Source organism: Pseudomonas sp. PS01303, from assembly GCF_029959385.1.
In the GTDB taxonomy this organism is placed as follows: domain Bacteria; phylum Pseudomonadota; class Gammaproteobacteria; order Pseudomonadales; family Pseudomonadaceae; genus Aquipseudomonas; species Aquipseudomonas rustica.
Genome location: NZ_JASCPK010000016.1, coordinates 1 through 13,514, shown reverse-complemented (window position 1 = coordinate 13,514; position 13,514 = coordinate 1). Strand labels below are relative to the sequence as shown.

Annotated in this window: 12 protein-coding genes; 10 read left to right on the top strand and 2 right to left on the bottom strand. The window is 59.7% G+C overall.

Going from position 1 to position 13,514, the window contains the following annotated elements; translation table 11 throughout:
* Positions 1-97: 97 nt before the first annotated feature.
* From QMX93_RS07820 to QMX93_RS07805, 4 genes are all read left to right on the top strand, one after another.
* Positions 98-1,000 (top strand): chemotaxis protein, encoded by a 903-nt coding sequence (locus QMX93_RS07820; protein ID WP_053123596.1) that lies wholly within the window; start codon positions 98-100, stop codon positions 998-1,000.
* 27 nt (positions 1,001-1,027) lie between these two features.
* Positions 1,028-1,489 (top strand): GNAT family N-acetyltransferase, encoded by a 462-nt coding sequence (locus tag QMX93_RS07815; protein ID WP_282354302.1) that lies wholly within the window; start codon positions 1,028-1,030, stop codon positions 1,487-1,489.
* A gap of 152 nt (positions 1,490-1,641) precedes the next feature.
* Positions 1,642-1,968, top strand: a complete 327-nt coding sequence (locus QMX93_RS07810) for a hypothetical protein (RefSeq protein ID WP_282354300.1) — start codon at positions 1,642-1,644, stop codon at positions 1,966-1,968.
* 83 nt (positions 1,969-2,051) lie between these two features.
* The gene (locus tag QMX93_RS07805) at positions 2,052-2,801 is read left to right on the top strand and encodes a YkgJ family cysteine cluster protein (RefSeq protein ID WP_282354298.1); all 750 of its coding nucleotides are present in this window, start codon (positions 2,052-2,054) and stop codon (positions 2,799-2,801) included.
* A 150-nt stretch (positions 2,802-2,951) separates the two neighbouring features.
* Here QMX93_RS07805 and QMX93_RS07800 read toward each other — a convergent pair whose 3' ends face one another.
* Together QMX93_RS07800 and QMX93_RS07795 are read right to left on the bottom strand one after the other, a co-directional pair.
* Entirely contained in the window at positions 2,952-3,191 is a 240-nt protein-coding gene (locus QMX93_RS07800; RefSeq protein WP_282354296.1) for a hypothetical protein, read from the bottom strand.
* A 299-nt stretch (positions 3,192-3,490) separates the two neighbouring features.
* Positions 3,491-3,853 carry a DUF6124 family protein gene (locus tag QMX93_RS07795; protein WP_282354293.1) on the bottom strand — a complete coding sequence of 121 codons (363 nt, stop codon included), beginning with the start codon at positions 3,851-3,853 and terminating at the stop codon, positions 3,491-3,493.
* Between the two features lie 1,084 nt (positions 3,854-4,937).
* Between QMX93_RS07795 and QMX93_RS07790 the strand changes: the two genes are divergently transcribed.
* From QMX93_RS07790 to QMX93_RS07765, 6 genes are all read left to right on the top strand, one after another.
* Complete coding sequence (locus QMX93_RS07790; RefSeq protein ID WP_212545547.1) at positions 4,938-6,098, top strand: efflux RND transporter periplasmic adaptor subunit; 1,161 nt, start codon at positions 4,938-4,940, stop codon at positions 6,096-6,098.
* A complete protein-coding gene (locus QMX93_RS07785) occupies positions 6,095-9,196 on the top strand; it encodes a multidrug efflux RND transporter permease subunit (RefSeq protein ID WP_282354287.1) in 3,102 nt (1,033 codons plus the stop codon). The genes QMX93_RS07790 and QMX93_RS07785 overlap by 4 nt, the downstream gene beginning before the upstream one ends.
* A 9-nt stretch (positions 9,197-9,205) precedes the next feature.
* A complete protein-coding gene (locus QMX93_RS07780) occupies positions 9,206-9,883 on the top strand; it encodes a heavy metal response regulator transcription factor (RefSeq protein ID WP_003228008.1) in 678 nt (225 codons plus the stop codon).
* Positions 9,873-11,237 (top strand): heavy metal sensor histidine kinase, encoded by a 1,365-nt coding sequence (locus QMX93_RS07775; protein WP_282354285.1) that lies wholly within the window; start codon positions 9,873-9,875, stop codon positions 11,235-11,237. Before QMX93_RS07780 ends, QMX93_RS07775 begins: the two co-directional genes overlap by 11 nt.
* 403 nt (positions 11,238-11,640) lie before the next feature.
* Positions 11,641-11,862, top strand: coding sequence for a hypothetical protein (locus QMX93_RS07770; RefSeq protein WP_053123621.1), 222 nt, complete (start codon positions 11,641-11,643; stop codon positions 11,860-11,862).
* Between the two features lie 194 nt (positions 11,863-12,056).
* Entirely contained in the window at positions 12,057-13,373 is a 1,317-nt protein-coding gene (locus QMX93_RS07765; RefSeq protein WP_282354282.1) for an OprD family porin, read from the top strand.
* Positions 13,374-13,514: the final 141 nt, after the last annotated feature.

The window sequence follows — 13,514 nt, the reverse complement described above, 5'->3', positions numbered from 1 at the left end:
TGACCTAAAGCCCCACCCCTTAACGCCGATAACCCGGCATCAATAGTTCCTGGCGATCCCCACCCTCGCCCACCACCTTTTTCCACAGAAGGTTTATATGTCTTCCACCAAAGCCCGCGCAGATTCACTTTCGCTTCTGCTGTTTACCTTGCGCAGCGGCAAGCTGATGGCGATCAACCTGCTGAAAGTCAGTGAAATCATTCCCTGCCCGCCGCTGACCAAACTCCCGGAATCACATCCGCACGTCAAAGGCATCGCCACCCTGCGCGGTAATTCGCTCTCAGTGATCGACCTCAGCCGCGCGATCGGCGAACGACCGCTGGAAGACCCGGACGGCGGCTGCCTGATTGTCACCGACGTCAGCCGTTCCAAGCAGGGCCTGCACGTGCAAGCCGTGAGCAAAATCGTCCACTGTCTGACCACCGACATCAAACCCCCACCGTTCGGCTCCGGCGGCCCGCGCGCTTACATCACCGGCGTGACCTCGGTGGACGGCACGTTGGTGCAGGTGCTCGACATCGAAAAAGTCATCCACAGCATCGCCCCGGCGCAGATCGAAATGGCGCCGACCGACCTGACCATGGAAGACGCCGAAGTCCTCGGTAACGCACGGATTCTGGTGGTCGACGACAGCCAGGTCGCGCTGCAACAATCGGTGCACACCCTGCGTAACCTCGGCCTGCAATGCCACACCGCGCGCAGCGCCAAGGAAGCCATCGACTGCCTGCTCGACCTGCAAGGCACAGCGCAGCAGATCAACCTGATCGTCTCCGACATCGAAATGTCCGAAATGGACGGCTACGCCTTCACCCGCACCCTGCGCGAGACCCCGGACTTCGCCCACCTCTACGTGCTGTTGCACACCTCCCTCGACAGCGCAATGAACAGCGAAAAAGCGCGGCTGGCCGGAGCGAATGCGGTGTTGACCAAATTCTCCTCGCCGGAACTGACCCAGCGTTTGATCGAAGCGGCCAAGCACGTCGCTGCGCACGGGCATTGAGTGTTGAGCGAGACGTATTGTTTTCTGATGCGGCGCGACTTGGCTGAAGTCGTGCCGGCTGTGCAATGGCCGTCAGGCATCGAGATTTCCGTTTACCGCGCAGAACTGGCGCCAGCGGTGCATCACCTGATGCAACTCGGTTACCGCGAGGGTGGTGGCCGGGTGCCGATGCTCGATGAATGGCAGCAACGCTTTGAGCGCGATCCGGAATACGACCCGACCTTGTGCTTTATTGCCTGCGATGGCGAAGGGGTTGTCGGTGTGGCGCAGTGCTGGACGAGTGCCTACATCAAAAATCTGGTGGTGCATCCTCGGGCGCAGGGTCGAGGATTGGGCCGGGCGTTGCTGCTGAATGCGTTCAAGGTGTTTCAGCAACGGCGCGAAGGGTTTGTTGATTTGAAGGTGCTGGAAGACAACCGGCGGGCGCAGCGCTTGTATGAAAGTGCCGGGATGTATGTAGTCCGCCGGGAATTGGTGCCGGACCTGTAAAGTCAAAAGATCGCAGCCTTCGGCAGCTCCTACAGATGTTCGCGATCCCCTGTAGGAGCTGCCAAAGGCTGCGATCTTTTGACGATGACCTGAGCAACAAAACTGCAGAGTCAGACTCCAACCTTGGCCACCCACACCAAGGACGCCCAATCATGAAAGCCCTCACCCTCAGCCTCCTCTGCCTCACCGCCCTAGCCTCCCAGGCCCAAGCCTCTAGCCCCGACGCCTGGGCCGCCTACGATAAAACCGTCCTCGCCAGTTGCACCAAAGCCAGCGGTCTCAAAACCCCAAAACCCGTGGGCAGCCCCGCGCAATTCGATGACCGCGTCGGCTACACCGCCGTGCTGCTGCAAGGCACCTACCCGCAAAAACACATGAAAGGCCAGCAAGGCACCGAGCTGTGCCTCTACAACAAACAGTCGAAAACCGCGTTCGTCACCGAGTGGGACTCGATCCGCCCGCCCGCCAAAACCCAGTGAGTGGCGCACAACTTGCTTCGATTCAGGTCAGCGCGGTGGTTTTCCGTCACCGTTTAATGCCCTGAATTGCGACTGGCCGTTCAATGAATACAACGTTTTCTTGCGTAGGCTGCGGCAAATGCTGCACCGACCACCACGTCCCCCTGACCTTGGCCGAAGCCCGCATGTGGGCGGCGGACGGTGGTCAAGTGATCGTGTTGGTCGAGGCCTTTCTCGGCAACGGACTCGGCTTACCAACGCAGCAACGCGAGCACGCCGAACGTCGCTCGGCGGTGGTACGCAGCGGCGCGACCGCTGCGCACGTGGCAATCACCTTCGCCGCGTACAACGTCGGGCCTTGCCGGAATCTTGACGAAGACAAGCTCTGCCGCATCTACGAGCGCCGACCGTTGGTGTGCCGCATTTATCCCGCGGAAATCAACCCGCATATCCCGCTCAATCCCGCCGCCAAAGATTGCCCGCCAGAGTCTTGGGAACAAGGGCCGGCGTTGATTGTGGGCGGTGAGTTGGTGGATCAGGAACTGGTCGAATTGATTCAGCGCTCACGCCAGGCGGATCGCGATGACATTCGGCTCAAGGATGCCATTTGCGCGACGTTGGGGATTCGTACCACGGCGTTGAAGGGCGACGGCTTTACCGCGTATCTGCCCAATATGGACGCGTTTGCGTCGGTGATTGATCAAGTGATCGAGCAACCGCTGAACACGGCGCAGAGTGAATGGTTGTTTCATGTGTCCGGGGAGGACATTGCCGGGCAAGTGCTGGCGGCCGGGGCTCAGGTGGTGACAGAGCCAGCGCAGACGTATGCGTTTATTTCGTTGCGGGCGGCTTGATTCGAGAGTTGTGCTGAGGCTAATGGCCTCTTCGCGGGCAAGCCTTGCTCCTACGGGGTTGTAGGGTGTTCATACAATTTGTGTACGACACAAAACCTGTAGGAGCCGAGCTTGCTCGCGAAGAGGCCCGCCCGATCAAGCAAATCTGAATCAGCGCTTACCCATCGACCGACGCGTACCCGGCGGGGCCATGCCCGGGGTTTTGGTGTGGCCGTTCTTGGCGCCGTTCTTGTACCACGGCTGATTCGAATCCTTGCCAGCCGCCAATTCACCGGGCTTGAACGGGAACTTGAACGCCGGGATCGCAGGCTTGGTTTCGCTGACGTCAGTCAGATCGGCCGGGACATCGCTGGTAGCGTCGTCAACCGGCGGTTGGGTCGGGGAAGTCATGAAAGCTCCGGAAAGCAAAAAGTCGGGCCCGAACAGTGAGCCGCGAAGGCGCGCAGTATACCTGTGCGCCATGGCTCGGCACCTGAAGATTTGCAGTGCGCGCCGAACGGCTTGCAGAGCAGTCAGTCCCTTTTTGGGACTGATCGGTCCCTTTTTGGGACTGCTTAACAACGCTGACCGGTAGAGATGTGTTGCCCGATCCGACGTCTTCGCGAGCAGGCTCGCTCCCACAGGTCGGACGCCTTTCAAGGTGGGAGCGAGCTTGCTCGCGAAGAACGATGACGCGGTATCAGGACGAGTTACATTTGCGGATCAACCCGATCCAGTGCCCGGTTTACCGCCAATTCGGCAAGCATGACGATCTGCTGAATGGCCAACGCCGTGCTGCCTTGCGGACGGCTGAGCTGATCGGCGAAATCGCCGGCCATCACGTTGGCCGATGCCAGGGATTCGCAGGCGTGAGCGAGCAGGCTTTCAGTGTCGATGTTCGGGTGGACGAGGAACATCGTGCTCGGCAGGCGCGGTTTTATCGGGTCGGGGCTGAGGTAGAAATCGAGGGCGCGTTTGATGGCTTCGCGGTTTTTGATCTGGTCGTCGGCGCGGATGGCGTCTTCGAGGGGGGTTGTTGTTTCGAAGGGGGGATCGGGTACGGGCTTAGTCATGGAATCGGTTCTCACTGATCGGAGCCAACCAATTGCCGTTTCTCACGCGACGTATTGGGTGGCAGCTATGTGCAGGGTGAGAAACCGGGTAAGAACCACCACTTCCGGCCGAACCGAAGTTCGCCCGCACACAGCCGCCATAGAAATGCAGGCAGCAATGAACTGGCGGCAATTATGACGATACTGCAGGTGGAATAATACTTAGCCCGGGTTCTCACACCCGATCGCCGAGTTTTCGGCGACAAGCCAAGACTAGAGAGCGCGCGTCCGACGCACAACCTGAAAACCTTGTGGGAAGGTTCCGGTGTAACTACACAAAATTAAACAGCCAAAAAGCAAACCCTCACCCTAGCCCTCTCCCGGAGGGAGAGGGGACTGATCGCGGTGTTTGGGCGAGATACGCCGACTTGAAATACCGAGTTGAGCTTGAGCTTGAAAATCTAAATCAAGAGCCCCTCACCCTAGCCCTCTCCCGGAGGGAGAGGGGACTGATTGCGTGGACTGGGAGAGATGCGCCGACGTGGGATACCGAGTCGAACACACATTCTGAAAAGCCCAAAAATCGGCCCCCTCTCCCTCGGGAGAGGGCTGGGCGGGCGGCGTTCCGATGAGGGGCAGCAACAACACAAATCAAAAGCCAGCCACGCCCCGCTCTTCACCACTCAATAGGCCGAGTGTCAGCTCGCCTGCTCTTGATCTTGATCCACGGGCGACGTCGGAAGGCTGAGCGGAGGGATTGATCCGGGGTGGGAGCGCAGCGACCGTTTGGCGCAGCCAAACACAGCGAGAGGAGGTGCAGCGAAGCAAACCGTAGGCGCTGCGCCCGGATCGATCCTGGAGCGAAGGAACCCCGAGCCCCAGCGAGCGGGCCGCACGTAGGAGCAAGCCTTTTTGGTTACTTTTTCGGCGTCTGGAAAAAGTGACCCGCCGTAAGGGCGGAACCGTAATCAGCAACACCCGCAGCAACGGATATGCACCCAGCGAAACTGACAGCGCTGTCAGCCAGCCGTCACCCTCCTGACCCCCAAACAAGTTTATAACTACCCAACCTGCCCAAACTCCATACCCTTGGCGCCCGACCCGCATGCGAATCCAAAAGAACAAAGCCCTGCTCGCCACCCTATTGATCGTCCTCGCAGGCGCAGGTCTGTGGTACGCCCTGAAACCCGCCCCGACCAAACTCGCCACCCCCACAGCAATCCCCGTGCGAGTTATAGCGGTCAGCGAAAAAGACGTCCCCCGCTACACCAGCGGCATCGGCTCCGTACTCTCATTACACAGCGTGGTCGTGCGCCCACAAATCGACGGCATCCTCACCAAAATCCTCGTCAAAGAAGGCCAACTCGTCAAAACAGGCGACCTGCTGGCCACCATCGACGACCGCTCCATCCGCGCCAGCCTCGACCAGGCCCGCGCTCAACTGGGCGAAAGCCAGGCACAACTGCAAGTCGCCCTGGTCAACCTCAAACGCTACAAACTGCTCACCGTCGACGACGGCATCTCGAAACAGACCTACGACCAACAACAAGCCCTGGTCAACCAATTGAAGGCCACCGCCCAAGGCAACCAGGCCTCCATCGATTCCGCACAAGTACAACTTTCCTACACGCAGATCCGCTCCCCGGTCACCGGCCGCGTCGGTATTCGTACAGTCGATGAAGGCAACTTCCTGCGCATGACCGACACCGCCGGCCTGTTCACCGTCACCCAGATCGACCCGATCGCCGTCGAGTTCTCCCTGCCCCAGCAAATGCTGCCGACCCTGCAAGGCCTGATCAACGATCCACAGCGCGCCCAGGTCAAGGCCTACATCGGCGCCGACACCGATGGCGAAACCGGCAATCTGCTCGGCGAAGGTCACCTGACCCTGATCGACAACCAGATCAACGCCAACACCGGCACCATCCGCGCCAAGGCCGAGTTCGACAACGCCAGTCAGAAGCTCTGGCCCGGTCTGCTGGTCACGGTAAAAATTCAGACAGCCCTCGACAAAGATGCGCTGGTCGTCCCACCCACTGTCGTACAACGTGGTCTCGACCAACACTTCGTTTACCGCGTGAATGGCGACAAGGTCGAAGCCGTGCAAGTGCAGATGGTTTATCAGGGCAGCGGCCAGGACATCATCAAAGGCGTGAAGGCCGGTGATGTGCTGGTCACCGACGGCCAGTCGCGGCTCAAGCCCGGCTCGACCGTGCAAGTCATGACCGAGCCGGCGCAGGTGGTGCAAGCGGAGCCGAAACCATGAAGGCGCACAAAGGCGTCTCCACGTGGTGCATCGATCACCCGGTCGCCACAATCCTGCTGACCATCGCTCTGGTGCTGGTCGGTTTGATTGCCTTCCCGCGCTTGCCAATCGCCCCACTGCCGGAAGCGGAATTTCCTACGATTCAGGTTTCCGCGCAGTTGCCCGGCGCCAGCCCCGACACCATGGCCTCGTCCGTGGCCACGCCGCTGGAGGTGCAATTCAGTGCCATCCCCGGCATGACTCAGATGACCTCAAGCAGTGCGCTGGGCTCAAGCCTGCTGACCCTGCAATTCACCCTCGATAAAAGCATCGACACCGCTGCGCAAGAAGTCCAAGCGGCGATCAACACCGCCGCCGGCAAGCTGCCCAAAGACATGCCGACGCTGCCAACCTGGAAGAAGGTCAACCCGGCCGACAGCCCGGTGCTGATCCTCAGCGTCAGCTCGACACAAATGCCCGGCACCGAACTCAGCGACCTGGTGGAAACCCTGCTCTCGCGTCAGATCAGCCAGATCGACGGCGTAGGCCAAATCAACATCACCGGTCAGCAACGTCCGGCTATCCGCGTGCAAGCATCGGCGGACAAACTCGCCGCCATCGGCCTGACCCTCGCCGACATTCGTCTGGCGATCCAGCAGACCAGCCTCAACCTCGCCAAAGGTGCGCTGTACGGCGAGTCGAGCATCTCGACGCTGTCGACCAACGACCAGTTGTTCCACCCCGAGGACTACAGCCAACTCATCGTTTCCTACAAGGATGGCGCCCCGGTTCACCTGCGCGATGTCGCCAAAGTCGTCAACGGTTCGGAAGATGCCTACGTGCAAGCCTGGGCCGGCGATCAACCCGGGGTGAACCTGGTGATCTCGCGCCAACCCGGCGCCAACATCGTTGAAACCGTTGACCGCATTCAAGCCGCCCTGCCCGGCCTCGAAGCAATGCTGCCGGCCTCGGTGCAGGTGAAAACCCTGATCGACCGCACCCAGACTATTCGCGCCTCGCTGCATGAAGTCGAAATCACCCTATTGATCGCAATCATGCTGGTGGTCGCGGTGATGGCGCTGTTCCTGCGTCAGCTGTCGGCAACCCTGATCGTGTCGGCGGTGCTTGGCGTTTCGTTGATCGCCAGTTTCGCCTTGATGTACATCCTCGGCTTCAGCCTGAACAACCTGACGCTGGTGGCGATCGTGGTGGCCGTGGGGTTTGTGGTCGACGATGCGATCGTGGTGGTGGAGAACATCCACCGACACCTTGAGGCCGGCGACGATATGCGCGAAGCCGCGATCAAGGGCGCCGGCGAAATCGGTTTCACCGTGGTCTCGATCAGTTTCTCGCTGGTGGCGGCGTTTATTCCGCTGCTGTTCATGGGCGGTGTGGTCGGGCGACTGTTCAAGGAATTCGCCCTGACCGCGACCTCGACCATCATGATTTCCGTGGTGGTGTCGCTGACCTTGGCGCCGACGCTGGCCGCGCTGTTCATGCGCAAACCGGTGCACCACGCCCACGACAAACCGGGTTTCAGCGAACGCCTGCTCGGCTGGTACGAACGAGGCCTGCGCCGCGCCCTTGCCCACCAGAGATTGATGATCGGCGTGTTCGGTTTGTCGCTGGCGCTGGCCATCGGCGGTTACATCTTTATCCCGAAAGGTTTCTTCCCGGTGCAGGACACCGGTTTCGTCCTCGGCACCACCGAAGCTGCGGCGGATATTTCCTACGGCGACATGGTGAAAAAACACTTGGCCATGGCCGAAATCGTCGCCGCCGATCCGGCCGTGCAAGCGTTTTCCCACTCGGTGGGTGTCTCCGGCAGTAACCAGACCATCGCCAACGGCCGCTTCTGGATTGCCCTGAAAAAACGCGGCGACCGCGACGTCAGCGCCAGCCAGTTCATCGACCGCATCCGCCCGCAACTGATGAAAGTCCCCGGCATCGTGCTGTACCTGCGCGCCGGCCAAGACATTAACCTCAGCTCCGGCCCAAGCCGTGCGCAATATCAATACGTGCTCAAAAGCAACGACGGCGCGACCCTCGCCACATGGACGCAACGCCTCACGGAAAAACTGCGCAGCAACCCGGCGTTTCGCGACATTTCCAACGATCTGCAACTGGGCGGCAGCATCACCCACATCAGCATCGACCGCAGCGCCGCCGCGCGTTTCGGCCTGACCGCCAGCGATGTCGACGAGGCGCTGTACGACGCCTTCGGTCAACGGCAGATCAATGAATTCCAGACCCAGGTCAACCAGTACAACGTGATTCTGGAACTGGACACCAAGCAGCGCGGCAAGGCCGAAAGCCTCAACTATTTCTACCTGCGCTCACCGCTGAGTGGCGAGATGGTGCCGCTATCGGCGCTGGCCAAATTCGATGCGCCGACCATTGGCCCGTTGTCGATTGCCCACGACGGCATGTTCCCCGCCGCCAACCTGTCGTTCAACCTCGCGCCCGGCGTGGCCTTGGGTGATGCGGTGATTCTGCTCAATCAGGCCAAAGCCGAGATCGGCATGCCCACCGCAATCAGCGGCAATTTTCAGGGTGCGGCGCAGGCGTTCCAGAGTTCGCTGGCCAGTCAGCCGTGGCTGATTCTCGCGGCGCTGGTGGCGGTGTACATCATTCTCGGCGTGCTTTATGAAAGCTTCGTACACCCGCTGACGATCATTTCGACGCTGCCGGCGGCAGGTTTGGGCGCGGTGATCATGCTGTGGATCTGCGGCCAGGACTTTTCGATCATGGCCTTGATCGGTCTGGTGTTGCTGATCGGTATCGTCAAGAAGAACGGCATCCTGATGATCGACTTCGCGCTGGAGGCGCAGCGCCATCGAGGCTTGTCGCCGCAGGATGCAATTTTCGAGGCGTGTATCACGCGGTTCCGGCCGATCATCATGACCACCCTCGCCGCCCTGCTCGGCGCGCTGCCGCTGATGCTCGGTTATGGCACCGGCGCCGAACTGCGCCAGCCGCTGGGGATCGCGGTGGTGGGCGGTTTGCTGGTCAGCCAGATGCTGACGTTGTTTACCACGCCGGTCATATACTTGTGGCTCGAGCGACTTTTCCATAGACCCAAACCTGCGCCCCAGCCGGCGTTGGCGACCACAGACTGAGGCAGGGTCATGCGCGTTCTGATTATCGAAGACGAGGAAAAAACCGCGGACTATCTGCACCGCGGTCTGACGGAACAGGGTTACACCGTGGATCTGGCCCGCGACGGCGTCGAGGGTCTGCATCTGGCGCTGGAAAGCGACTACGCGGTGATCGTCCTCGACGTCATGTTGCCGGGCCTCGACGGCTTCGGCGTGCTGCGCGCATTGCGGGCGCGCAAGCAAACCCCAGTGATCATGCTCACCGCCCGCGAGCGCGTCGAAGATCGCATCCGAGGCCTGCGCGATGGGGCCGACGATTACCTCGGCAAACCGTTTTCCTTCCTCGAACTGGTCGCACGCTTGCAAGCGCTGACCCGGCGCAGTGGCGGCCATGAACCGGTGCAGGTAAGCATCGCCGACCTGTGGATAGATTTGATCAGCCGCAAGGCGACCCGCGCCGGTACGCGACTGGATCTGACCGCCAAGGAATTTTCGTTGCTGAGCGTGTTGGCCCGCCGCCAAGGTGAAATCCTCTCGAAAACCGCCATCGCCGAAATGGTCTGGGACATCAATTTTGACAGCGATGCCAACGTCGTCGAAGTTGCAATCAAACGCCTGCGCGCCAAGCTCGACGGGCCGTTCGACGAGAAACTGCTGCACACCATTCGCGGCATGGGTTATGTGCTGGAGAGCCGTGGTGTCCAGTAATTCGATTGCCCTGCGCCTCAGTGGCATGTTCACGCTGGTGGCGTTGCTGGTGTTTCTGTTGATTGGCGGCGCGTTGTATCAACAGGTCGATAAAGGTTTGGGATTGCTCCCGGAGGCCGAGCTGGATGCGCGTTACAGCGTGCTCGAATCCACGGTCGGCCGCTTCGGCACGCCCGAGCACTGGGTGAAGATCAACAACAAACTCAAGCTGCTCGGCGAAGAAGATAAGCGCATCAGTTTCTGGATCAGCAGCGGCGATCCGCAATACGAATACGGCAACCTCACGCCCCAAATCCGCGAGATCACCAATGGCCCTTTGGGCACGCGCGATCTGCAATTGCCGGGGCAGCCTTATCCACTGAAAGTGCTGGTGAGCGAGTTTCCGGCCAAGGATCAACGCCCGCCGCTGCGCTTTATGATCGGCATCGACACCGATACGTTTCATGAGACTCAGCACAACCTGCTGATCGCGTTGATCGGGCTGGCGATTGTCGGTGTGTTGATGGCTTCGGCGCTGGGTTATTGGGTGGCGCGGATTGGTTTGAAGCCGTTGATCAAACTCTCCCACGAAGCACAGCGACTGGCGCCGCCGCTGAGGGCTGGGCGCTTGCGTTTGTCGCCGCTGCCGCCGGAACTGGAGCAGTTTGTCGACTCGTTCAACTCGACGCTGGAGCGGGTCGAACTGGCCTATTCGCGGCTGGAATCGTTCAACGCTGACGTCGCTCATGAGTTGCGTTCGCCGCTGACCAATTTGATCGGCCAGACCCAAGTGGCGCTGACCCGTGGGCGCTCTGCCGAACATTATTTCGAAGTGCTGCAATCCAATCTGGAAGAACTGGAACGGCTGCGGTCGATCATTAACGACATGCTGTTTCTGGCCAGTGCGGATCAGGGTAATAAGGCGACCAAACTGACGTCGACTTCGCTGGCGGATGAAGTGGCGACGACGCTCGAATATTTGGATTTCATTCTTGAAGATGCGCAGGTTGAAGTGCGAGTCAGCGGCGATGCGCTGGTGCAGATTGAAGTCGCGCATCTGCGGCGGGCGTTGATCAATTTGCTGAGTAATGCGGTACAGCATACCGAGGCGGGTCAGGTGATTGAGGTGCGGATTGAGGTTGAAGAACATCAGGTGAGTATTGGTGTGGCCAATCCGGGATCGCCGATTGCCAGTGAGCATTTGCCGCGATTGTTCGAGCGGTTTTATCGGGTGGATGCGTCGCGCAGTAACAGCGGCAATAACCATGGGTTGGGGCTGGCGATCGTCAAGGCGATTGCGCTGATGCATGGTGGGGATGTGTTTGTGCGCAGTGATCGGGGGATGAATACTTTCGGGATTTATTTGCCGGTCTGAAAAGCCCCTCACCCTAACCCTCTCCCAGAGGGAGAGGGGACTGATTGGGGGATGCTGCAGATGTGCACCGACCTGATCTTGATTCGCCGAATCCATAATCGACTCGATCTTTCAGGTCGATGTACACGCCAGACACCTCGGTCAGCTCCCTCTCCCTCCGGGAGAGGGCTGGGGTGAGGGGCTTTTGACTGGCATTGAAATATCCAGTCGAACTCAGGCTTTGAAGAGCATGGAGATCTGCTCCCTTCCCCCTCGACCCTTGGAGGAGAGGGCTGGGGTGAGGGGGTGATTTTTGCTCCTGCTGTAACAGTCATTTATGAAAATCGCGCTGTTTCCCGTCGCTCGGCAACCTTATCTTTGCCCGCACCAAACAGCACACTCGCCAAGCGAGAAGGTTTTCAAGATGTCCAACAGTATGGGTATTGCCAGCGCTTTCGTTTTGTCCTCATTGATCCTGTCGCCGATGGCGATGGCTGAAGAATCCCACGCGTTCGTGGCGCAGAATTCTGCCCGCGCTCAAGCGTATGACCAGCATCAGGCAGAAATGATGGCCAAGGCCAAAGACGCCACGCAGGCCCCTCAGGCTGCAACTTCCCAGGCTCAATCGCTGGAAAAAGACAGCTGAGTCGCGCACCGCACCGTTTCCCTCGACGCGGTTGTTTGGCTCTTCCCGTTCAACCGTCGTCATTCCAGGCCGCTGCCTTTCAGCGGCCTTTTTTCGTTGTGGTCTGAAAGCCGTTTGGTTCGTCTGTAACAACAAGAAACATCGAGCGCCTCAAAATACAGAGGCGCCAGTTGACCCAAGGAGCTCCATTGCACGTGCGTTACCCAGTCCGCTTCACTCCGTTGTTCATTGCAATTGCCGCAACGATTGCCCCCGCCGTTCACGCCGACGAGCCTGCGAAAGAAGGTTTCATCGAAGGCTCAAGCCTCAACCTCAACGCCCGCAACTACTACATGAATCGCAACCGCATGCAGCAGGCGGACGACAACATTGAGTGGGGCCAGGGCTTTCTCGGGATCTTCCAGTCGGGTTACACCGAAGGCACGGTCGGTTTCGGCATTGATGCCCACGCCATGCTCGGCCTGAAACTCGACGGCGGTGGCGGCACGGACGGCTCAAGCATCCTGCCGATCAGCGATGGCAACGGCAAAGCGCCGGGCTCGTTCTCAACAGCGGGCGGTACGTTGAAAATGCGTGCGTTCGATACCGAGTTGAAGGCCGGTGACCTGTTCCTCACCAACCCGGTGATCGCGGGCGGTGACACGCGCATGCTGCCGCAGACGTTTCGTGGTATCAGTCTGAGCAACCACAGCTTCGACGGCTGGTTGATCGAGGGCGGTCAGGCGAGTTTCACCAAGCCGTACAACCAGAGTGGTCACACACGCATCGGTACCTCCTACGGGACGTTGGCCGAGGGCGACGAAAGCCAGCACCTGAACTGGGCTGGCGTGGCGTGGAGCGGTGTCGAGGGTTTGACCAGCAGCCTGTACGCGTCCGAACTCAAGGACATCTGGAACCAGTACTACTACGACCTGGATTACACCTGGCAGTTGAACGATCTGGTCAGCCTCAACCCGGGTCTGCACTTCTATCACACGCAAGACACCGGCGATGCGCTGCTCGGCGACATCGACAACAACACCTACAGCCTGCATTTCACCGTGGGGATCGGCAGCCACAGCGTCACGGCGGCGTATCAGCGGGTCAACGGTAATACGCCGTTCGACTACATCAGCCAGGGCGACAGCGTTTATCTGGACAACTCGCAGCAGTACTCGGACTTCAATGGCCCGAACGAACGCTCGTGGAAGCTCAAGTACGCCTATGACTTTGCCGGAGTGGGTTATCCGGGGCTGACGTCAGCGGTGTCGTACTCGCGCGGGACGGTGGATTTGACCAAGGTTGATCCGGATAGCCAGGGTTACTCGAACTGGTACAGCGCCGAGGGTCGCAATGCCAAGCATTGGGAACGTGATATCGATTTGAAGTACGTGGTGCAGAGTGGCCAGGCCAAAGACCTCGCGGTGCGCCTGCAATGGGCGACCAACCGTGGCGGCAATGGTTACGGCGCGATTGATACCGACACCGACGAATACCGCGTGATCATCGACTACCCGATCAACGTCTTCTAAGCTCAACTGCGATCTGATACAAATTTTGATTGAAATGGTTTTTGTGGCGAGGGGATTTATCCCCGTTGGGCTGCGAAGCGGCCCCAAAAAAGGGTCTGCTACGCAGCCCAACCGGGATAAATCCCCGCGCCCCAGTAGAAC

Excerpts from the sequence above, each read along its gene's own strand:
- QMX93_RS07785 (WP_282354287.1), top strand. The coding sequence starts at position 6,095 with ATGAAGGCGCACAAAGGCGTCTCCACGTGGTGCATCGATCACCCGGTC.
- QMX93_RS07805 (WP_282354298.1), top strand. The coding sequence starts at position 2,052 with ATGAATACAACGTTTTCTTGCGTAGGCTGCGGCAAATGCTGCACCGAC.
- QMX93_RS07800 (WP_282354296.1), bottom strand. The coding sequence starts at position 3,191 with ATGACTTCCCCGACCCAACCGCCGGTTGACGACGCTACCAGCGATGTC.
- QMX93_RS07770 (WP_053123621.1), top strand. The coding sequence starts at position 11,641 with ATGTCCAACAGTATGGGTATTGCCAGCGCTTTCGTTTTGTCCTCATTG.
- QMX93_RS07790 (WP_212545547.1), top strand. The coding sequence starts at position 4,938 with ATGCGAATCCAAAAGAACAAAGCCCTGCTCGCCACCCTATTGATCGTC.
- QMX93_RS07795 (WP_282354293.1), bottom strand. The coding sequence starts at position 3,853 with ATGACTAAGCCCGTACCCGATCCCCCCTTCGAAACAACAACCCCCCTC.
- QMX93_RS07815 (WP_282354302.1), top strand. The coding sequence starts at position 1,028 with ATGCGGCGCGACTTGGCTGAAGTCGTGCCGGCTGTGCAATGGCCGTCA.
- QMX93_RS07810 (WP_282354300.1), top strand. The coding sequence starts at position 1,642 with ATGAAAGCCCTCACCCTCAGCCTCCTCTGCCTCACCGCCCTAGCCTCC.
- QMX93_RS07780 (WP_003228008.1), top strand. The coding sequence starts at position 9,206 with ATGCGCGTTCTGATTATCGAAGACGAGGAAAAAACCGCGGACTATCTG.
- QMX93_RS07820 (WP_053123596.1), top strand. The coding sequence starts at position 98 with ATGTCTTCCACCAAAGCCCGCGCAGATTCACTTTCGCTTCTGCTGTTT.